A 21,163-nucleotide genomic window follows, 5' to 3' on the forward strand; every position below is an offset into this window, starting at 1 on the left:
GCGTGTCGGCGAATTCGATTGCGGCATGCCGGTTCCCAAGCATCGCAAGGATCGCAAGATGAGTGAGACCATCCCCGCCATCGACATCGCGCCGCTGTTCGGCCCGCCCTCGCTCGCCCGCGACGAGGCCGACCGCCAGATCTTCACTGCTGCCTCCGGCATAGGCTTCATGACCGCGCGCGGCTTTCCTGGCGCCGAGCTTCTGACGCGCGAGCGGCGCGGCGAACTCCTGAAGATTTTCGAGCTGCCGGATGCGGAAAAGCAGAAGCTGCTGCGCTGGAATTTCGATCCGTCGAAATCGAACTACTATCGTGGCTGGTTCCCGTTGCAACCGACTGCCGTGTCCTACAAGGAAGGCATCGACATGGGGCCGGACATCGCCCATGCCGATGCCGAATTCGCGGCCGACGATCCGCTGCTCGAACGCACGCCACTGCCGGCCGAGGGCGACGTTCCGGGATGGAAGGCGGCGGCAGCGCATTACTACCGCTCGATGGAAAAGGTCGGCGCGGCGCTGATGGCCTCGATCGCGCGCAGCCTCGGGCTCGAGGACGACATTTTCGACGGCCATTTCCAGGGCGGCATCTCGACGCTCAGGCTGATCCGCTATCCGCTGCGCACCGATGATGGCGCGGTCGACCTGTCGAAGCCTGAATATTCGGTCATGCACAAGGGCGAGCGGCGGCTGGTCATCGGCCGCGAGCACGCCGATTCCGGCTTCGTGACGCTATTGGCGCAGGACGGGGTCGAAGGCCTGCAGGCCAAGAACCATGCCGGCGAATGGATCGACGTGCCGCCCGCCGACGGCACGCTGGCGGTGAATTTCGGGCAGTTGCTGGAGCGCTGGACGGGCGGCGCGGTGCAGGCGACGCGCCACCGCGTGATCGCGCCGAAGACGGCGCGCTATTCCATCCCCTTCTTCTACGAGCCGCGCGTCGACGCCGAGATCGCGCCGCTGCCGATCAAGGACGCCGGCGACTTCGCGCCCTTCCTCTATGGCGACTATCTCTGGGAGTCGGCGACCAATTTCGTCGAGATGGCCGGCGTGAAGAACCTGCGAAAGCCAAGGCGACCGGCGGCCGCCTGATCCTGATCAACCAACAAGGGGGACGAACAATGAGCACAGACATGCGCAAGCTGCCTTCCATCCTCGGCGGATGGGAGGCGGCCGTGAGGCGAGGCAGGGTCGATCGTCGCGAGTTCCTTGCCGTGGCGAGCGCGCTCGGCGCCTCCACCGCTGTGGCTTACGCCATCGCCGGCCTTGCCGCGCCGACCGAGGCGCGAGCCGACGAGCCGAAGCGCGGCGGCGTGCTGAAAGTGGCCATGCTGGTGCCGGGGCTGAAGGACCCGCGCACGTTCGATTCCTCCGATCTCGGCAATATCGGCCGGCAGTTCCTCGAGCCGCTGGTGCGCTACACCGAAACCTTCACCTTCAAGCCGATGCTTGCCGAGCGCTGGGAGGTGAATGACGACGCCACCCGCTACACGCTGCATCTGCGCAAGGACGCAACCTGGAACAATGGCGATGCCTTCGGCGCCGACGACGTGATCTTCAACTTCACCCGCTGGTGCGATACAGCGGCCGCCGGCAACTCGATGGCGCGGCGCTTCGCCGGCCTCACCGAGGGCGACAGCGGCAAGCTGCGCGCCGGCGCGATCGAGAAGGTCGACGACCATACGGTCGTGCTCAACCTTTCGGCGCCGGACGTCACCGTGATCCCCAATCTCGCCGACTATCCGGCGCTCCTCGTGCATCGCGATTTCGACGCCGGCGGCGGCGATCTCGCCAAGCATCCGATCGGCACCGGCGCCTTCGAATTGGTGTCGCTCGATGTCGGCCAGCGGGCCGTGTTCAAGCGCCGCGCCAACGGCAAATGGTGGGGCGGCGAAGCGCTGCTCGACGGCATCGAGATGATCGACTACGGCGTCGATCCGAACGCGCTGGTCAGCGCTTTCGAGGCCGGCGAGGTCCACACCAATCTCGACAGCAATGGTGACTTCATCGCGGTGTTCGACGGCATGGGCCTGACCAAAAGCGAGATCCTGTCGGCCTCGACCGTGGTCGCCCGCGCCAATGCGACGACCGCGCCCTATACGGACGAGCGCGTGCGGCGCGCATTGCAGCTTGCCGTCGACAATTCGGTGGTGCTGAAGCTCGGCCTCGCCGGCGCCGGCGAGGTGGCGGAAAACCACCATGTCTGCCGCATCCATCCCGACTATGCCGAACTGCCGCCGATCAAGCGCGACCTCGACGAGGCCAAGCGCCTGATGAGCGAGGCCGGGCAGATGGACTACGAGCACGAGTTGTTCTCGATCGATGACGACTACCGCAAGAACACCGCCGACGCGATCGCCTCGCAGCTGCGCGAAGCCGGCTTCAAGGTGAAGCGAACCGTGCTGCCGGCCTCGACCTATTGGAACGGCTGGGCGAAGTTTCCCTATTCGACCACCAACTGGGCGATGCGGCCGCTGGGCGTCCAGGTGCTGGCGCTCGCCTACCGCTCGGGCGAGGCGTGGAACGAGAGCGGCTTCGCCTCGAAGGAATTCGACGCCAAGCTCGACGAGGCGCTGAAGACCGCCGATGTCGAGAAACGCAAAGCGGTGATGAAGGATGTCGAGACGATCCTGCAGCAGTCCGGCGTGATCATCCAGCCTTACTGGATGAAGCTCTATTGCCACTCGGCCAAGCAGGTGATGAACCGCCACGCGCATCCGACCTACGAATTAGACTTCACCGACGTGTGGCTCGCGGCTTAAGGCAGGTTCAGCTAGCCCCGGTCAACTCGACGGCTGTCCGCACGCGGGCGAGCACCTCGCTCAGCATATCGTGCATGGCCTTGCGCGCCCTGGCGGCGTCGCCGGCCTCGATCGCCTTCAGCACCTTGCCATGCGCCTCGAGGTCGCCGACCGGGTGACCGAACAGCGCGTTGGTGGTCGGCACACTGTATTGCAACGCGGTGTGGATCAGCGCCGAGAGCGGCAGGAAGAACCGGTTGCCGGTGGCGGCAAGCACGGCTTCATGGAAGGCTGCATCCGACGACACCGGATCGCCCTGGCCGGAGGATGCGGCGCGCATCGCCTCGAAGGCCTCGCGGATGGCGGCGATATCCTCGGGATTGTTGCGGCCCGCGGCAAGCGCTGCCGCCTCGCATTCGAAGGCCAGACGCACCTCCAGAAGCTCGGTGATGAAATGGCGTGGCGTCGCGCTCTCGCGCAGCCATCCCAGCACCGACGGGTCGAGGAAGTTCCAGTCCTTCAGCGGGCGGATGCGCGAGCCGCGCCGCGGGCGGGTCAGCAGCAGGCCCTTGGCCGACAGGATCTTCACCGCTTCGCGGGCGGCACTGCGGCTGGCGCCGAAGCGGGCGCATATCTCCTCCTCGCCGAGCAAAGTCGCGCCGGGGGGAAACAACCCGCCAAGAATCTCGCGGCCGAGGATGTTGGTTATCTCATCTGTTACCGACGAGGTCTGAGTACCTGCCATGGTCCCGCCCGTTTGAGTCTTCACGCAGTGTTACACGTGCGGATCGATACCGCACCGACTAATTATCGGCGCTGCGGTCGCCGGTCAGCCGCGCGAAGATCAGCGCCAGCAGGATGATGGCGCCGTAGACGGCGTCGATCCAGAAGCTCGGCACCTGCGACAGCGTCAGCACATTCTGCAAGACGCCAAGCAAAAGCACGCCGGTCAGCGCGCCGATCAGCCGCCCTCGCCCGCCATTCAGGTTGACGCCGCCGATCACCGAAGCGGCAAAGACGTAGAAGATCATGTTCTGGCCCTGGCTCGACACGACAGAGGCGATGCGGCCGGAAAGCATCAGCCCAGCGAGCGCGGCGAGCAGGCCAGCGACGATGTAGGTGCCCCAGACGATGCGGTCGACCTGGATGCCGGCGACGCGGGCCGCTTCCGGGTTGCCGCCGATGGCGTAGAGCGCTCGGCCGAGGCGGTGGTAGCGCAGCACGATGCCGAAGACGAGATAGAGCAGCGCCGCGATCCAGATCGAGGCCGGCACGCCGGCCCATTTGGCGTTGCCGAGATAAAGGAAGGAATCCGGCAGGTCGAACAAGGTCGTGCCGTTGGTGAGGCCGAGCGTCATGCCGCGCAGCAGGATCAGTATCGACAGCGTGACGATGAAGGGCGACAGCCGCATCGTCACCACCAGGAAGCCGTTGATCGCGCCGACCGCGGCCCCCGTGACGAAAACCAGCGCGATCGCCAGCGCCGGGTTGAGGCCGATGCCGGAACCGCCAAGCGACGGGTCGGTGGCGATCAGCCAGGCGCCGAGCATCGGCGCGAAGCCGACGATCGATTCCAGCGACAGGTCGATCTTGGCCAGAAGCAGGATCAGCGTCTCGGCGATGACCAGGATCGACAGCTCGGACGACTGCTGCAGGATGTTCACGATGTTGTCGGCGGTGAGGAAGGCCGGGTTGTTCAGCCAGCCGACGAAGCCGATCAGGATCAGCGCCGGGATCAGCGTCAGCTCGCGCAGGCCAAGGCCGGCAAGGCGCGTCCTGAAATTCTGCTGGTTGACGGCCACTGCGCTCACGCTTCTACTCCCTCGATTGCCGCGATCAATTCGCGCTCGTTCCAGCCGGCGGCGAATTCGCGCACGATGCGGCCCTTGAAGACGACCAGGACGCGCTGGCAGTTGCGCAGCTCGTCGACCTCGTCGGAGACGACCAGCGCCGCGGTGCCGCCTGCCTGCGCTTTCGCCACGATGTCGAAGATCGCTTCCTTGGCGGCGACGTCGACGCCTTGCGTCGGGTAGACCAGCACCAGCGCGCGCGGGCTGGAGGCGAGCGCGCGGCCCATCACCACCTTCTGCTGGTTGCCGCCGCTGAGCTCGACCACAGGCTGGCGCGGCGAGCTCGCCACCACCGAAAGCGCGTCGTAGAGCCGGCGCGCCGCCGCGTTCATCCTGCCCGGCGCGATCCAGCCGAAGCGGCCGAGCGTTCCCTGGACCGTCAGCGTCAGGTTTTCCGCCACAGAAAGCTGCGGCAGGATCCCACGGCCGCGCCGGTCGCGCGGCACATAGCTGACGCCGAGCCTTTGCGCAGCCGGCACATTGCCGAAGCCGAGCGGCTTGCCGGCGACATGGACCTCGCCGGATTTCGGTTTGACGAGGCCGACGATCGCTTCGGCGACTTGTTCCTTGCCGGAGCCGCCAAGACCGGCAAGGCCGACCTGCTCGCCGGCCGCGACGGTGAACGAAATGTCCCCGAAGACGCCGGGCAGGTTCAGGCCTTCGACGGTCAGCGCCGGCGTCGCCGCCTTGTCCAGCACCGGCGCCGGACGCGCGGCGCGCGCGATCTCGGCGCCGACCATCGCTTCGACGATTTTCGGCTTCGGCAGGTCGGCGACGGCGGCGTCCGGCACGATGACGCGGCCGTCGCGCAGCACGGTGACGCTGTCGCAGATCTCGTAGATCTCCTGCAGATGATGCGAGATGTAGAGCAGCGTGACGCCGTCGCGCTTCAGGCGGCGGATGCGCTCGAAGAGCCGCGCCACCTCCTTCGATTCAAGTGCTGCGGTCGGCTCGTCGAAGATGATGAAGCGCGAGCCCTTGGCGAGCGCCCGCGCGATCTCGACCACCTGGCGCTGCTCGACGCGCAGATCGGAGGCACGTGCGTCGACATCGATGCCGAGCTCCCATTCCTCGCAGATGCGGCGCGCTTCGTTGCGCAGCTTCGACCAGTTCACCCAGCGCGAGGAGCCCGGATAGGCGTTGGCGAACAGGTTTTCCGCCACCGTCATGGTCGGCACCAGCGTCGAGCGCTGGTAGACGCAGGCGACCTTGTTGCGCCACTCCTCGCTGGTGCGCCTTGCGGGTGCTGCGACATCGCCAAGCAGCACGCTGCCGCTGCTCGGTTCGGCGAGTCCGGTGAGAATGCTCACCAGCGTCGACTTGCCGGCGCCGTTGCGGCCGACGAGGCCACGCGCGACGCCTTGCGGAATTTTCAGCGAAATGTCGTGCAGCACCTGAACCGCCCCGAAGAGCTTGTTCACATGCCTCACTTCGACGGCTGCTGGCTGCATGGTCGACCCGATAAAAAGACCGGAGCGTTACCACCAGGGATGAGGATAGCGCTCCGTAGGCTGCGGAGAATGCCTATTTGGCGGCGTTGCCCCAGAGCGCGGGATCGCTCGCATTGGCGGCGGTCACGACGGGCGCGGGCAGCAGGTCCTGGAGGCTGCCGTCCTGCTTGACGATCTCGCTGTCGTGGTCGGTCGGGCCGACCTTGAACTTCTTACCGGCAACGGCGGCCTGCAGGTAGTAGAGGCCGTATTTGACATAGAGGTCGACAGGCTGCGAGATGACGGTGTCGACATAGCCGTCGCGCACCTGCTTCAGCGCGCCCGGCGTGCCGTCGATGGTGACGAGGAAGATGTGCTTGTCCTCGCCGACCTTGGTCATCTTGTTGGCGCTCTTCAAGACGCTCAGCACGCCGGCCAGCATGACGGAGTCGCTCTGCATGTAGATGGCGCCGAGATCGGGCGTCGACGATACGATGGTCTGCGCGGCGGCGACCGCCTTCTCCGTCTTCCAGTTGGTCGGCTGGGCATTGACCTTGATGCCCTTGAACTGCGACTTCATGCAGTCTTCGAAACCTTTGGTGCGCTCGCGTCCCGCGGTGGTGGCGAGATCGCCCTGCAGTTCCAGCACCACGCCCTTGCCGCCCAGCGCCTTGCCGATCGCCTCGCAGGCGGCCTTGCCCATCTGGACGCTGTTGGAGCGCACCACCATGAACACCTTGCCGCCGGCGACGCCGTTGTCGATCGACACGACCGGCACTTTCTTGCCGGCCGCGAAGGCGACGGCGGGCTCGACCGCCTTGCTGTCGGTCGGCACGACGATGATGCCCTTGGCGCCGGCGGCGATCAGATTGTGGATGTCGGTGACCTGGCGGCCGGCATCGCCGTTGGCGTTGGCGACGGGCAGCGTCTTCAGTCCGGCTTTCTTCGCCGCATCGATCGTCATGTTGACCTCGATGCTCTGGAACGGGTCGGTGAGATAGCCGGCCGAATAGCCCATGGTGAAGCTGTCGTCGGCCAAAGCCGGCGCGGCAAAGAGCATTGAGGCGCCGAGCAGCGCCCATTTCTTCGAAATCATTGTCCTTCCTCCCAAGCAGCGATTGTCCGTCTCATCTGCTTAATCTGATTTATCAGATGAATCGAGTTGAAACAAGCCGGGCTTTCCTGCTAGCTGTGGGGAACGAAATCTCGGAGAGCCGGTTTGTCGCCAACATCCTCCATGCGCGCGGTGGTGCTGCGCCAGCCGCTCGACCTCCATGTGGAGGAGCGGTCCGCCCCCTCGCCCGGCCCCGGCGAGGTACTGGTGCGCATTGCGCGCGGCGGCATCTGCGGCTCTGACCTGCACTATTTCCGCCATGGCGGCTTCGGCACTGTCCGCATGAAGGAACCGATGATCCTCGGCCACGAGATCGCCGGCCGCGTCGAGGCGCTCGGCGCGGGCGTTTCCGGGCCAGCGGTGGGCACGGCAGTCGCCGTCAATCCAGCCAACCCCTGCGGCGCCTGCGACTTCTGCAGGACCGGACAGCCGATCCATTGCCTCGACATGCGCTTCCTAGGGTCGGCGATGCGCACGCCGCATGTGCAGGGCGGCTTTGCCGAGCATCTCGTCTGCCGCGCCGAAAACGCCGTGCCGCTGCCGAAGGGCTCCGACCCTACCGCCGGCGCCTTTGCCGAGCCTCTTGCCGTGACGCTGCATGCCGTCGCCCAGGCCCCGGTCTATGGCAGCCGGGTGCTGATCATGGGCGCCGGGCCGATCGGAACGCTCCTGGTGCTCGCGGCGCGCTTTGCCGGCGCGCGCGAAATCGTCGTCACCGACGTGCAGGACAAGCCGCTGCAATATGCCGCCAAGGTCGGCGCCGACCGCACCGTCAATGTCGCTACGAATGCCGAGGCGATGGACTTCTATGCCGCCAACAAGGGATATTTCGACGTCGTCTTCGAGGCCGCCGGCCAGGGCGCCACGGTGGCCAGCGCATTGCAGTTCCTTAAGCCGCGCGGCACCTTGGTGACCGTCGGTCAGGGCGCGACGGCGGAGCTTTCGATTTCGATGATCGTCACCAAGGAAATCCAGGTGAAGGGCAGCTTCCGTTTCGACACGGAATTCGTCCTCGCGGTCGACCTGATCGGCTCCGGCCGGATCGACGTCGCGCCGCTGCTCAGCAACACTTTGCCGTTGGCCGAAGCGCGAAAAGCCTTCGAGCTGGCCAGCGACAAATCGCAATCGATGAAGGTGCAAATTGCGTTCGACTGATTATCTCGGCCGTCTCTTCGGCCTCGAAGGCAGGCATGCCTTCGTCACCGGCGCCAGCCGCGGGCTGGGCCTCGCCTTCGCGGAGGCGCTGGCCGCCGCCGGCGCGCGCGTCACCATAGGCGGCCGCAAGGCCGACGAGCTCAAGGCCGCCGCCGACCGGCTGCGCGCCGAGGGCTACACGGTGGCGGAAGCGGTGATCGACGTCACCGACACGCAGTCGGTCGACGCGGCGATCGCGGCGAGCGAAGCCGGCACCGCGCCGATCGACATCCTGATCAACAATGCCGGCATCCAGCGCCGCGCGCCGCTCGAGACTTTTTCCGATGCCGACTGGGACGCGCTGATGGCGACCAATCTCGACGGCGTGTTCAAGGTGAGCCGCGCCGCGGTGAAGGGCATGATCGCGCGTCGTAAGGGCGTGATCATCAACGTCTCCTCGGTGCAGAGCGCGCTCGCCCGCCCCTCGATCGCGCCCTACGCGGCGAGCAAGGGGGCGATCACCATGCTGACCAAGTCGATGGCCGGCGAATGGGGCCAGCATGGCATACGCGTCAACGCCATCGCGCCCGGCTACTTCAAGACCGAGTTGAACGCCGCTCTGGTCGCCGACGAGAAATTCTCCAGCTGGCTCACCGGCCGCACGCCGATGCGGCGCTGGGGCGATGTCGAGGAATTGGCGGGCGCCGCGGTGTTCCTGGCGTCAGACGCCGCGAGCTTCGTAACGGGGCAGACGCTGCTGGTGGATGGCGGCATTACCAGCGTGTTGTGATGGCGTCCAAAGCCCACAGCAGCTAGCGGCAGTCGGCATCAATACTCGCCAGCGTTTCCAATAATCACGAGCGTTTCCGGCTTGCAGTGTTACGACTTGAGTTCTAAGACGACCTAAGCGAGATAAGGGGCTGTCCATGGATGTCGAAGTGCTGCTTGGCGACGAAGAAGCTGACGACGTTGCCGCAACTGAACAGCAATCTGTTGATCCTGACGATTTTTTTGCAAAAAACGCGTTTCGGATAATATATCAAACTAACAATTTCTTTCTACCTCAGATCAGAGACCTGATTGAAAAAGGGGAAGTTCTCAATCTTCGTCCGGAATATCAGAGAAGATTAAGATGGACGGTGACCCAAAAATCAAAATTAGTTGAATCATTACTATTAAACATTCCAGTACCTCCTGTCTTTCTGTATGAAAGTGATGCCGCCAGATATGAGGTTATGGATGGTCAGCAACGACTAAACGCAGTTAAAGAATTTATAGCTGGTGACTTCGCACTGACTTCCTTGACGGTTCTAAAACCTCTAAATGGAATACGCTATTCCCGCTGCCCACCTAGAATCAAGAGAGCATTGGACCGAGCTAGTATATCGGCCATCGTCCTTTTGCTGGAGAGCGATTCAGAGAATGTTCAAAATCGCCTATCGATGACTGATATCCGGCGATTCATATTTGATCGCCTCAACACAGGTGGCACTAAGCTAAACCCTCAGGAAATCCGAAACGCACTCAATCCAGGGCCCTTTAACTCAGCCATTGTTGATCTGACAAGAAACGGTCTTTTTACGACTGTTTTTGATATACCCGCGTATGTCGAGGCTGACCCAAGCGATTACTATGAGAACCCCCAGAGACAGAAGAATACTCTCTATTCCAGCATGGGCGACTGTCAGCTTGTTCTGCGATATTTTGCGCTCAAGGACGACAAGAATATACGTGGGTCGATGAGGTCTATGCTTGATCGCGCTATGGAATTTAACGCGACCAAGGATCAGTCCGATGATTTAAAACGGGAGTATATTTCTAGATTTAGCTTCCTCTATCATCTTTTTTCCGGAAAGCCTTTCCTGCTTCCTCCAGACGAGAAGGGCAGAGAACGAGTTTCGGCCGCACTCTATGATGCATCGATGGTTGCCATTGATCAACTGTGGGAATTTCGCGACCAGATACTACGGGACACCGCCGGAGTTAAAGATAGACTGACTCAGACATTGTCTGACGCTGCCACCCTACCCGTTCTCACCGGCCAAGGAAATACGGCGCAGGCCGTAAGAGATCGAATCACTTTAATGAAGAGTATTTTTCGACCGGAGTAACTTATTTGGCTACGGCCTTTGAGATTGTCTGCGAGGATTTTGTCAGTGACCTAGACGCAATTCGGTCGCTCGTAAACGGTTTCTCCGACAAAAAGCAGCCACCGAGAATGCGTGTCGCGGCAGCGAATTCGGCGACTCTTCTTGTGGCTGCCACATTCGAAGAGTTCGTTCGCGAGATGGCGCGTGAGTATGCTCGCGCGGTCGTTGCAGGTGCACGTTCGTTCGACGGTCTTCCAAAAAAGCTGGCGAGTACGGCGTGGAAAAGGACCATGGACGGTCTGGGAAAAATCAAATTCGACGGCCCTCAGCAGAGCTACGACATCTTTGGCGCGGCCAACGCTCGCTTTTCTGCCATATATGAGTTTTGCAAGGGCGATCTAACCAAGGAAATCTATAAAGATCTTATCCACAACGAGAACAATATGAGGCCCTCTCAACTAAACGAGCTTTTTAAAGTGAGTGGGCTCAGCGACGTCTGCCGGCTTTCTTGTGGGAAGCAACCCCTACTTGAAAGGCTAGGAGAGACGGACCAAGGGAAGGCACACGGCAAGTTTGTGGCTGCCTTGGAGGATTTCTTCGAACGTCGAAATGATATTGCTCATGCTCTGAACTCCGGGCAGTTCAGCGGGCCGGAGCAAATTATGTCAGATATCGACTTGTTGGAGAGCTTTGGTAGGGCATTGCGGGAGAGTCTAGACGAGCAAGCTCCTCCACCATATGAGCAACAACGGACACTGGACGTCCGGGACGCGAATATCCTAGTCGCCGACGATGCGGTCCCCACTCAAGCAACTGTGCCAGATGCTTTAAGTCAGGTGGAGCGGCCCGAAACCGCTAGCCAAGAATAGCAATTGATCTGGTACGGCGACCGGCGTCGAGCGAAGCGTCCGGCATTCCCAGTACTTCTTGGGTCTTGACCAGTCCCACAGCCCTCACCTCGACACCCACGTCACGTCCGCCGGCGCGCTGTGATCCAGCACGAGTTCGACATTAGGCAGGTCGTTGCCGCGAACCTTGGCGACTGCGTATTCATCCGGGTAGCTCAGGTCCGTCCAGCGCTTCAGCAGCCTTCGCTCGAGCTCGGCGCGCGGCGCGGTGAGGAAGACAGTCAGGTCGAACAGGCGGGCAAGGCCGGACCAGGGCGCGCGGTCGAGCAAGAGGTAGTTTCCTTCGACGATGACATAGCGGGTCGTTGGCGCGATCAGCCTTGCGCCGGCGCGCGACAGGTCGAGCGGGCGGTCGAAGGTCGGCACGGCGACACTTTGCGTGCTGTCGCGCACGCGCCGCAAGGTCAGCTCGAAATTGTCGAAGTCGAAGGTTTGCGGCGCGCCCTTGCGCTGGCGCAGGCCGAGTTGGTCGAGCACCGCATTGTCATAGTGGAAGCCGTCCATCGGCAGGATTTCGGCGCCCTCGGCGGCGAGCTCCGCCTGCAGCCGATCCGAGATGGACGATTTGCCGGCGGCGGGCGGCCCGGCGATGGCGATCATGGTGCGCACGCCGCCAGAATCGGTCGCAAGGATGCGCGAGACGAGATCGTTCCAGTCGCTCATGGTCGGTCCTTGGGCCTTGGCCGGTTGCGATGATGAAAAGGGTTTGACCAGCGCCGCCTCGCCAAGGCGGTCAACTCGGCGCTGCGCCCGCAGGGAGTGTCGGGCGGCGGCACTGGTCAAAGCGGTGACGGTCAGGCGCCCGCAATCCAGCGGATGATGTTGCCCATCAGACGGCCATAGAGCGGCCATGCCAGGAAATCCTGCGACAGCCAGTGCGGACCGATGTCGGTCGTCCAGGCGGCGGTGCGGCCCTTGCCAAGCTCGCGCACCGAAAGCAGCGGCCAGTCCGCGCCGCGATAATGGCAGGAGGCGAGCAGCCGCGAGGATCCGTCGCGGCGGAAATCGGTCTTGTTCATGCCGAGGACCGGCGGCAGCGGCCCCTCGATACCGGCAAGGATCGGATGCGATGCCTGAAGGATGGAGGGCTGCAGCCCTTGCGGCACTTCCAGCCCGTCGCTGAAAGGCAGGCAGCGCACCGGCAACACATCCTCCACCGGCGTGTCGTGGAAGCGCGCGGTGCCGAACATGCCCTGGAAGCCCATATAGCCGCCGGCCAGCATCAGCCCGCCGCCGCCCTCGACATAGGCTTTCAGAACGTCGAGGCGATTGACGCCGACGCGGCCGGCGCGCGCCTCGGGCGTCACCAACAGGCTCAGCGCGCCGACATCGGAGATCACCACCGCCTTGTAGGGGGCCAGCGCTTCGAGGTCGTAAGGGAATTCGGCCGGGCAGCGCTCGCCGCCGATCTGGGTGACCGAAATGCCTTCGGCGGCCAGGGCCGCGTTGAAGGCGGTGGCGCCGTTGACATAGGCGGCGCTGGTCAGCACCTCGGCGCCGGAAGCCACCGATGTCGTGGCCGAAAAGGTTTCGCCCGCAAGCAGGATCTTCATTGCGCACCCGTGCTGTCGATCGAGAGAATGCGGCGGGCGCCGCGGCGCCCGCCGGGTTTAGGGGATCAGAACTTGAACTCGGCCAGATTTTCCGGTGTCACGATCTTGGCTGGGCCGAGCACCAGCTCGCCGCCGGCGCCGATCGTGTACTCGCCTAGACGGCCGGCCTTGAACTTCTCGCCTTCCTTGCCGGTGATCTTGCACTGCGCCAGCGCCTGGGCGGTCTGGTAGGTCAGGTAGCCGAGATCGGAGACGTTCCACCAGATGTCCTGGGCCGAGCCGTCCTTGATGTATTTCGAGATCAGCGTCGCCGGCGCCAGGCCCGTCAGCTTCACCTTGCCCATCAGGCCGGCTTCCTCCAGCGCGCGCGCCGCGGCCGGCAGGCCGATGCCGGCGGGAACGATGATCGCCTTCAGATCGGGGAAGGCCTGGACCAGCGCCAGCGCCTGCTGCTGGTTGACCTGCTCGCTTTCCTCGCCATAGGCGACCTGCACCAGCTTCATCTTCGAAAATTTCGGCTCGGCCGCCATCTTCTTCTTCATGAAGTCGATCCAGGCGTTCTGGTTGGTGGCCGTCGGCGTCGACGACAGGATGGCGAAGTCGCCCTCGCCGCCCATCAGATTGTAGGCGCTTTCCAGCATCATCTCGGCCAGGCTGTCGCCCTTGGCCTGGTTGACGAAGATCGCGCGGGCATCGCCGGCGACATCGGAATCGTAGGACACGACCTTCACGCCCTGCTGCGCCGCGCGCTTCAGCGCCGGCGCGACGGCGTTGGCGTCATTGGCCGAGATGGCGATGACGCCGACCTTCTGCGTGACGAGGCTGTTGATGAAATCGATCTGGGCCTCGGCAGTCGCCTGCGACGGCGCGACCTGGATCGCCTTGCCGCCGATCTCCTTGGCGGCCTCCTCCGCGCCCTGCTGGGCGACCTTGAAATAGGGATCGGTATCAAGCTTGGGCAGGAAGCCGACGGTCACCGGTTCCTTGGCGCATTCGTCGGCATAGGCCAGCGAAGCAGGGGCAAGCAGAACCGAGGTTGCGAGCAGAGCTAGTCGAAACGCTTTCATTGTTACTCCTCCATCAGACTCCGGGCTTCGAAAAGGGGCCCGAGATCACCCCTTGGTCTCGCGCAAGGCGCGCGATCTTGAGAGACGCTCCTCCAAAGAGCGCCAGTAATTGCCGACCAGCAGCGAGCCGATCAGAAGCAGGCCGATGATCATCCCTTGCGCGTCGCCGCCGATCTGGTTGAGCGCGAGCACGTTGCGGATGATGGCGATCAGCACCAGCGCCAGCATGACGCCGGTCAGCTTGCCCTTGCCGCCGAAGACGCTGACGCCGCCGAGCAGCACGATGGTGATGACGTCGAGCTCCATGCCGAGCGCGTTGTTGGCGCGCGCATTGGCAAGGCGGGCCGTGTAGACGATGCCGGCAATGGCTGCGACGACGCCCGAGACGACGAAGAGCGAAAACACCATGCGGCGCGTGTTGATGCCGGAGTAGCGCGCGACTTCGGGGCTGCCGCCCAGCGCGTAAAGCCGCTTGCCGGTCGCGGTCTTCTGCAGGACGATCGCGAAGACCGGCGCCAGCAGCACGAAGGGCACGATGGTCCAGGGGATCTGCGTTCCCGGCAGATTGTTTATGCCGAAATCGACGATCTCGGACGGCAGGATGTTGACCGAGCCGGTGCCGAGCAGGATGTAGCCGATGCCGCGATAGAGCGCCATCGTGCCCAGTGTCACCACCAACGACTGCAGGCCGAGCGCCGACACCAGAAAGCCGTTGAAGGCGCCGAGCAATGCGCCGAAGAGGAGCGTCAGCGGGATCGCGGCGAAGGTGGGCGTGCCGGCCTGGACAGCCAGGCCGAAGATCACCGAGGTCAGGGCCAGCAACGAAGCGATCGAAAGGTCGATCTCGCGGCAGATGATGAGCAGCGTCATCGGCAGGATCAGCAGCGCCTTTTCCGACGCGCTGGCGGCAAGCTGCGAGAGGTTGAAGCCGGAGACGAAGTTCGGCACGAAGATCGCGGCGTAGAGGAAGACGGCGAGACAGGCGGCTGCCAGCAACAGATCCCAGAAGTCGATCGAGCGGAGGAACTTCGTCATCTCATCCTCGCCTGTCTTGCCTGCTCGGCGCGCCGCACGATGAAGGTGTCGATGCCGATGGCGACGAGGATCACCAGGCCGTAGACGCCCTGCAGCCACAGCGGATCGACGCGAACCAGGGTCAGCCCGTTCTTGATGACCAGCAGCGTAAGCGACCCAAGCACGATGCCGAGAAGCGTGCCGGAGCCGCCGCGGATGGCGACGCCGCCGACCACGGCGGAGGCGATGACAGTCAGCTCGAAGCCGAGCGCGACGCGGGCGTCGATGGTGGCGTAGCGCGAGGCCCACAGCGCGCCGCACAGGCCGCCGAGCAGCCCAGCCAGCCCGAAGGCCATCAGGATGCGCCGGTCGACAGGAATGCCGATGAGACGCGCGCCGTCGGGATTCGAGCCGGTGGCGAACAGCTCGCGCCCGATCGCCGTGCGGTAGAGCAGCACATAGCCGGCGCCGAGGATAACAATAGCTATGGCGACGATCAGCGGCACGCCAGCGAGCTTCAGCCCGGTCATGTCGAGCCATCTCTGCGTCACCTCGTCGGCGCTGACCTGGTCGCCGGCGGCCCAGATCGAATTGAAGCCGCGGAAGATCGACATCGAGGCGAGCGTGACGACGATCGCCGGGATCTTTCCCCGGGTGACGACGAGGCCGTTGATGAGCCCGCAGACCGTGCCGACAGCGCAGGCGGTCGCGAGGCCAATGGCGATGTCGAGGCCGGGATAGGCCTGCACCATGCTGGCCGCCATATAGGCCGACAGGCCGATCACGGAGGCGATGGAGAGATCGATGTTGCGGGTGATCAGCACCAGCATCTGGGCCAGGGCCGCAACCACCAGCAGCGCCGCGTCCATCGAGACCGCGGTCAGGTTCGCGGCGCTGACCATGCGCGGGTTGATGATGGTGACGGGAATGGCCACCACGAGCATCGCGGCAAGCAGGCCGAACTCGCGGCGCTTGAGGATATTTGCCGGGCCTTTGCTTGCCTCATCGAGCGCGGCTTGCGCGGCCTCTGTCGGCGCGCCGGCCTGCTCGACGGTGCGGGTCGCCGCCTCGAGCACCTTTTCCTGGGTCGCTTCGCCGCTCGCGAATTCGGCCGTGCGATGGCCCTCGCGCAGCACGACGATGCGGTCGCACATGCCGATGAGCTCGGGCATTTCGGAAGAGATCAAAAGGATCGCCATGCCCTGCGCGGCAAGGTCGGCGATCATGGCATGCACCTCGGCCTTGGTGCCGACGTCGATGCCCTGCGTCGGCTCGTCGAGGATCAGGACGCGCGGCTCGGTGCGCAGCCATTTGGCCAGCACCACCTTCTGCTGGTTGCCGCCGGACAGTTCCTTGACCGGCTGGCCGTAGCCGGCGAAGCGCAGCTTCATGCGCTTCAGCCAATCGGCGACGAGACCGATGGCACGGTCGGTGCCGTAGAGGCCGAAGCGAGATGCCTTGTCCAGCACCGGCAGCACGGCGTTGTCGAGTACGCCGAAATCCATCACCAGGCTCTGGCCCATGCGGTCTTCCGAGACATAGGCGATGCGCGCGTCCATGGCGTCGCGCGCGGAAACAAAGCGCACCGGCTTGCCGTCGATGAGGATCTGGCCGGCGTCCGGCGGGTCGATGCCGAACAGCACGCGCGCGATCTCGGTGCGGCCGCTGCCTACGAGGCCGCCGAGGCCGACCACTTCGCCGGCATGGAGCTTGAGGTCGAAATTGGCGAAGGCGCCGGCGCGCGACAGCCCGCTTGCCTCCAGCACCAGCGCGCCGGGTTTTTCGCGGCGGTCCGGATAGAGATCGCTGACCTCGCGGCCGACCATCATGGAGATCGCCGCGGCGCGACCAAGCTCGGCCTTCGGCTTGACGCCGACAAGGCGGCCGTCGCGCAGCACCGCGATGCGGTCGGCGATGCGGAAGATCTCGTCCATGCGATGGCCGACGAACATCATCGCCACGCCGTGCGACTTGAGATCGGCGACGACGGCGAAAAGCCGCTCCACCTCACGCTGCGAGAGCGCGGCCGTCGGTTCGTCCATGATCAGCACGCGCGCATCGAGCGAGAGCGCGCGGGCGATCTCGACCAGCTGCTGCTCGGAGGTGCGCAAGGCGCCGAGCCTAGTGTCGGCCGGCACGGCAAGGCCGACGGTCGCCAGCACTTTCCGCGCGCCGACGAGCATGGCGGCGTTATCGATGCCGCCGAAACGGTCGCGCGGCATGTGACCGAGATAGATATTCTCCGCGACCGACAGGTCGGGAAACAAGCCGGGATGCTGATGCATGACCGCAATGCCGGCGGCCTGGGCATCATGCGGCGAGCGGAAGCTGGCTGCCTTGCCGTCGACCTCGACATGGCCGTCCGTCGGCGCATGCACGCCGGCCAGCAGCTTCACGCAAGTGCTTTTGCCGGCGCCGTTCTCGCCGAGCAGCGCCAGCACCTCGCCCGAGCGCAGGTCGAAGGAAACGTCCTTCAGCGCGATGGTGCCGCCAAAGGCCTTGGTGGCGCCGACCAGCGCCACTGGAGCAACTGCTCCTGCCATCGTCGCGACGGCTTCGCCATGCGTGCCCTGCTGCAGCACGGTTCCTCCCCGGTCGTAGTTATTTTTTCAGTTTGCTATATTAAATACGTCAAACCCGCAACCTGAAAATTGACTTCCTTATGCGCAACGCGCAGTGTCGCGCCGTGCTCACCCGTGGTTCGGCATCGTTGCGGCCGTGATTGCAGATGGAGCCGGCCGTGCTTGCGGCAAGACCTGGGAGATGGCGTTTTGTCCGGAAAAGGTAGCAATTCGGTCAAGGTTCGGCATTACAACGAACGTTTCGTGCTCGATGCCATCCGCCGCCTGAAGGAGGCGTCCAAGTCCGATCTGGCGCGCGCCGCCCACCTCACCCCCGCCGCCGTCGCCGACATCGTCGACGGGCTGGAGTCCGTCGGTTTCGTAAAGCAAGTGGGAAAAAGGTTCGGGCAGCGTGGATCGCCCTCGATCCTCTACCGTCTGGCGCCGGAGCGCATCTACAGCGTCGGCATCAAGATCGGCCGGCGCGCGCTGGAAGCCGTGCTGGTCGACTTCGCCGGCGAGGTGCGGGCGCGCGCATCGCACGAGTACCGCTATCCGGACCCGGATCTGGTACGCCGGGCCGGCAACACTTCGCTTGCCAATTTCGAGGCGCTGGTCGACGGCCTCGACGATGCCTCGATCGTCGGCGTCGGCATCGCCTCGCCCTATTTCCTCGGCGGCTGGAGCGAGGAGCTGGGTTTTCCGGACGATCTCGGCGATCGTTGGGAAGCGATCGACCTCATGACCTTCTTCGCAACGCCGCCGAAGGTTCCGGTGTTCATCGAGAACGACGCCACCTCGGCGGCGTTGGCCGAGCTCGTGCAAGGCGCCGGCGCGCGCTTCCACGATTTCATGCATATCTCGATCGACACCTTCGTCGGCGGCGGCCTGGTGCAGAGCGGCAAGGTGCATACCGGCCCGCATGGTAACAGCGCCGCGCTCGGCCCGCTGCCGGTCTCGCCGTCAAGCCTCGATTCGGTCGCGGCCAAGCCCGCGCGCTACCAGAGCCTGCTGCACCGCGCCTCGATCTATGTGCTGGTCAATCATCTCAAATCGCGCGGCATCGAGATCGTCCGTGTGCGCGAGCTCGACCCGATGCCGCCCGGCGCGCGCGAGCCGCTGTTCGAATGGGTCGAGGATTGCGCCAACGCGTTGGTCGAGGCGATCATCGCCATCACCTCGGTCATCGACATCGAGGCGATCGTGCTGGACTCGATCCTGCCGCGCTCGATCCATCTCGAATTGCTGGCGAAGGTGCAGAACCAGTTCAACCGGGTCAGCGCCATCGGCATCGTCGCGCCGGAAATCGTGCCCGGACAGTTCGGCCCGGAGGCCTCGCCGATCGGCGCTGCGATGCTGCCCTTCTCGGCGTTGCTCGCGCCCGACAGCAGCGTGCTGATGATCGGCAAGGACCGGACGAAGCTCTTGGGCAGCCTCTCGGCGCTCGCCGGCCAGGGCTGAAAGGCAAGGGTTAGTCCGCGCGGGACCGCTGGTAGACCTGGTCGATGATTTCATGCACGGCCAAAGCGCTGGCGCCGCGCGGCAGTGGACGCCCGGAAGCGATGTCGTCGATGAAGGACGAGACGCATTGCTTCCACGCGGGCGTCAGGTCGGCATGGTCGCCGGCCACCGCCATGGGTCGAGAATCCAGATCGGCGTCGAAATAGCGTAAGGGTGCCTGGTCGCCATTGGCTTCGGGCCAGTAATCCAGCCCTCCTTGGTCACCGACGACGCGCACGCGGTTTTCGTCGGGGCCGGCATAGGCCCAGGCCACATCGCATCTGATCTCGACACCCTTGTCCGAGCGCAGGGAAAGGCTCGCCCGATCCTCGACGTCGAACTGCGTTGCAGGCGCCTCGACCGGCTGATGCGGGCTCCAGTCGCCAAGTCCTTTGCCAAGGGGACCGAAGCTGCGCCAGATCCGCGAATCGGCCACGGCCGCGTTGGCGCTCCCGGACAGCCACAATGCCAGGTCGATGACATGCGGACCAAGGTCCGCCAGCACGCCGCCCCCCGCCGTCTGCTTGCGCGTGAACCAGGTTCCGAAACCGGGGATGCCGGCTCGGCGCAGCATGCGCACCTCGACCGTCTGGACATTGCCGATGCGGCCGGCCTCGATGGTCTCCTTGATGAACCGCATGGACGGCCGGTGGCGCTGTGGCAGGTTGATGGCGAAGCCGATGCCGGCAGCCGAGGCGCCATCCACCATGGCCCGGGCATCCTCGAGCGAGGTCGCGAGCGGCTTTTCCATCAGGATGTGCAGCCGCGCCTTGATCGCGGCTTCGGCCGCCTGGCGATGCAGGAAATTCGGCAAGGCGACGGCCACGGCATCGAGGCCATCGACGTTCACCGCGCCTTCGATGGTCTCGGCAACCGCCGGAATCCCGAACTCGGCGGCCAACTTACCGGCGGTCTCTCTGTTACGGCCGTAGATCGCCGCCACTTCGACCCTGGCATCGCCGAGCAAGGCGGGAAGATGGGCGCGCCGCACGATCATTCCGGTGCCAAGGACGGCAAGCCTGAGCTTCTTCACTGCGCTATCCCTGAAAAAGGGCCGGCGGGAATTCCCGCCGGCCTGTCTGTTCTTTGCGGATCAGTTCTTGCCGCAGGTGTCGGCCATGTCGGGCGTGCACTTGACGAAGCCGGTGTCGATATAGGGCGGCACCGTCTTGCCCTGCTTCAGGTCGTGCAGAGCCTCGATCGACTTGTACCCCATATTGTACGGGCTCTGGCCGACGAGGTAGTGGGCAAGCCCATCCTTGAGCAGCGGCAGCTGCGGCGCGAAGGCGTCGCCGAAGGAGATGACGAGGTCCTTGGAATCGACGCGGTCCTTCACGCGCCCGACCGCCTGCCGGTAAGCCGACGGCGCGTACTGCGCCCAGCCGCCGACGGCGACGAAGGCGTCGAGCTTGGGATTGGCGACCAGCACGTCGTTCATCTGCTGGGCGGCGAGGCTGATGTTGTCATTGTTGTAGATCGGGCAGCCGTCGACTTCGGTCCAGCCGTTCTCGCCGGCAAGACGCTTCACCGGCTTGTCCTTCGAGACGTTGGCCAGCGTGTCGCGAATGCCCTGGACGCGCAGGTCGAGGTTGAGCGAGCCGGCCGTGCCGGTCTGGATGCAGACCGTGCCGCCCTTCGGCTTGTATTCGACGACCTTCTTCGCCAGCTCGACGCCGAAATTGTAGTTGTCGGTGCCGATGAAGGTCGAGCGCAGGCCGGCGTCTTCCTGCAGCAGATCGCCGTCGAAGGTCACGATCGGGATGCCGGCGGCCTTGGCCTTCTCCAGCAGCCGAGCCACGGACTTCGGATTGGTCGCGGAGACCGCGATGCCGTCGACGCCCTTGGTCAGCACGTCGTTGATGACCTGAAGCTGCTGGGCCTCGTTCACCTCCGACGGACCGATATAGTAGCACTCGACGCCGAGGTCCTTGGCGGCCTTCTCGCAGCCCTCCTTGACCGGGGCGCTGAAGACGTCGTTCACCGTCTTGACGATCACCGCATAGGTCTCGGCCGAAGCCGGAGCGGCCGTCGTGCCGGCGGCAAGCGCTGCCGCGATTGCAGTCGCGGCCAACCGCAACGTCAGTCTGTTGATGATGCCTGTCATGATGTTTTCTCCTCTCTTTTGATGTCTTGTCTGCACGAATTGCGCGATCCTTCCCGGACATGGTCTGCGGACCAGGCGCATGGGCCTGGTCTGTCCGGGGCG

General features: G+C 64.3%; 18 protein-coding genes. 7 read left to right on the forward strand and 11 right to left on the reverse strand.

What is annotated here, in order from left to right; translation table 11 throughout:
- Positions 1-58 precede the first annotated feature (58 nt).
- Positions 59-1,087 (forward strand): isopenicillin N synthase family dioxygenase, encoded by a 1,029-nt coding sequence (locus LB572_RS24095; protein ID WP_224669480.1) that lies wholly within the window; start codon positions 59-61, stop codon positions 1,085-1,087.
- A gap of 29 nt (positions 1,088-1,116) precedes the next feature.
- The gene (locus tag LB572_RS24100) at positions 1,117-2,757 is read left to right on the forward strand and encodes an ABC transporter substrate-binding protein (protein WP_140805614.1); all 1,641 of its coding nucleotides are present in this window, start codon (positions 1,117-1,119) and stop codon (positions 2,755-2,757) included.
- A 7-nt stretch (positions 2,758-2,764) separates the two neighbouring features.
- Here the strand turns inward: LB572_RS24100 and LB572_RS24105 are convergent, their stop codons facing one another.
- The 4 genes from LB572_RS24105 to LB572_RS24120 all read right to left on the reverse strand — a co-directional run bounded on the left by LB572_RS24105 (position 2,765) and on the right by LB572_RS24120 (position 7,112).
- Positions 2,765-3,481, reverse strand: a complete 717-nt coding sequence (locus LB572_RS24105; RefSeq protein WP_140805612.1) for a FadR/GntR family transcriptional regulator — start codon at positions 3,479-3,481, stop codon at positions 2,765-2,767.
- 58 nt (positions 3,482-3,539) lie between these two features.
- Positions 3,540-4,547, reverse strand: a complete 1,008-nt coding sequence (locus LB572_RS24110) for an ABC transporter permease (RefSeq protein WP_140805610.1) — start codon at positions 4,545-4,547, stop codon at positions 3,540-3,542.
- Positions 4,544-6,037: a sugar ABC transporter ATP-binding protein gene (locus tag LB572_RS24115; RefSeq protein WP_224669481.1), complete on the reverse strand. Its 1,494-nt coding sequence runs from the start codon at positions 6,035-6,037 to the stop codon at positions 4,544-4,546. Before LB572_RS24115 ends, LB572_RS24110 begins: the two co-directional genes overlap by 4 nt.
- 73 nt (positions 6,038-6,110) lie before the next feature.
- Complete coding sequence (locus tag LB572_RS24120; protein ID WP_224669482.1) at positions 6,111-7,112, reverse strand: sugar ABC transporter substrate-binding protein; 1,002 nt, start codon at positions 7,110-7,112, stop codon at positions 6,111-6,113.
- Positions 7,113-7,253: 141 nt separating this feature from the next.
- On the opposite strand from LB572_RS24120, the gene LB572_RS24125 reads away from it, so the two are divergent.
- The 4 genes from LB572_RS24125 (at position 7,254) to LB572_RS24140 (ending at position 11,223) form a co-directional block, all read left to right on the forward strand.
- Positions 7,254-8,285 carry an L-idonate 5-dehydrogenase gene (locus tag LB572_RS24125; protein ID WP_224669558.1) on the forward strand — a complete coding sequence of 344 codons (1,032 nt, stop codon included), beginning with the start codon at positions 7,254-7,256 and terminating at the stop codon, positions 8,283-8,285.
- Complete coding sequence (locus LB572_RS24130) at positions 8,272-9,054, forward strand: glucose 1-dehydrogenase (RefSeq protein ID WP_224669483.1); 783 nt, start codon at positions 8,272-8,274, stop codon at positions 9,052-9,054. The genes LB572_RS24125 and LB572_RS24130 overlap by 14 nt, the downstream gene beginning before the upstream one ends.
- A gap of 136 nt (positions 9,055-9,190) precedes the next feature.
- Entirely contained in the window at positions 9,191-10,375 is a 1,185-nt protein-coding gene (locus LB572_RS24135; protein WP_224669484.1) for a DUF262 domain-containing protein, read from the forward strand.
- 5 nt (positions 10,376-10,380) lie between these two features.
- On the forward strand, positions 10,381-11,223 hold the full coding sequence (locus LB572_RS24140) for a HEPN domain-containing protein (protein WP_224669485.1): 843 nt from the start codon (positions 10,381-10,383) through the stop codon (positions 11,221-11,223).
- An 84-nt stretch (positions 11,224-11,307) separates the two neighbouring features.
- Here LB572_RS24140 and LB572_RS24145 read toward each other — a convergent pair whose 3' ends face one another.
- The 5 genes from LB572_RS24145 to LB572_RS24165 all read right to left on the reverse strand — a co-directional run bounded on the left by LB572_RS24145 (position 11,308) and on the right by LB572_RS24165 (position 17,478).
- On the reverse strand, positions 11,308-11,925 hold the full coding sequence (locus tag LB572_RS24145; RefSeq protein ID WP_224669486.1) for a nucleoside triphosphate hydrolase: 618 nt from the start codon (positions 11,923-11,925) through the stop codon (positions 11,308-11,310).
- 131 nt (positions 11,926-12,056) lie between these two features.
- Positions 12,057-12,815 carry a glutamine amidotransferase gene (locus LB572_RS24150; protein ID WP_224669487.1) on the reverse strand — a complete coding sequence of 253 codons (759 nt, stop codon included), beginning with the start codon at positions 12,813-12,815 and terminating at the stop codon, positions 12,057-12,059.
- Positions 12,816-12,880: 65 nt separating this feature from the next.
- A complete protein-coding gene (locus LB572_RS24155; RefSeq protein WP_140805598.1) occupies positions 12,881-13,882 on the reverse strand; it encodes a rhamnose ABC transporter substrate-binding protein in 1,002 nt (333 codons plus the stop codon).
- A 45-nt stretch (positions 13,883-13,927) separates the two neighbouring features.
- On the reverse strand, positions 13,928-14,917 hold the full coding sequence (locus tag LB572_RS24160) for an ABC transporter permease (protein WP_224669488.1): 990 nt from the start codon (positions 14,915-14,917) through the stop codon (positions 13,928-13,930).
- The gene (locus tag LB572_RS24165; protein WP_224669489.1) at positions 14,914-17,478 is read right to left on the reverse strand and encodes an ATP-binding cassette domain-containing protein; all 2,565 of its coding nucleotides are present in this window, start codon (positions 17,476-17,478) and stop codon (positions 14,914-14,916) included. The genes LB572_RS24160 and LB572_RS24165 overlap by 4 nt, the downstream gene beginning before the upstream one ends.
- Before the next feature lie 189 nt (positions 17,479-17,667).
- On the opposite strand from LB572_RS24165, the gene LB572_RS24170 reads away from it, so the two are divergent.
- The gene (locus LB572_RS24170; protein ID WP_224669490.1) at positions 17,668-18,918 is read left to right on the forward strand and encodes an ROK family transcriptional regulator; all 1,251 of its coding nucleotides are present in this window, start codon (positions 17,668-17,670) and stop codon (positions 18,916-18,918) included.
- Between the two features lie 10 nt (positions 18,919-18,928).
- Here the strand turns inward: LB572_RS24170 and LB572_RS34625 are convergent, their stop codons facing one another.
- Both LB572_RS34625 and LB572_RS24180 read right to left on the reverse strand, forming a co-directional pair.
- Positions 18,929-19,990: a Gfo/Idh/MocA family protein gene (locus LB572_RS34625; RefSeq protein WP_224669491.1), complete on the reverse strand. Its 1,062-nt coding sequence runs from the start codon at positions 19,988-19,990 to the stop codon at positions 18,929-18,931.
- A 60-nt stretch (positions 19,991-20,050) separates the two neighbouring features.
- Positions 20,051-21,061, reverse strand: coding sequence for a sugar-binding protein (locus LB572_RS24180; protein ID WP_052467913.1), 1,011 nt, complete (start codon positions 21,059-21,061; stop codon positions 20,051-20,053).
- Positions 21,062-21,163: the final 102 nt, after the last annotated feature.

Origin of the sequence: Mesorhizobium sp. BH1-1-5 (assembly GCF_020165615.1) — a bacterium.
GTDB lineage: Bacteria > Pseudomonadota > Alphaproteobacteria > Rhizobiales > Rhizobiaceae > Mesorhizobium.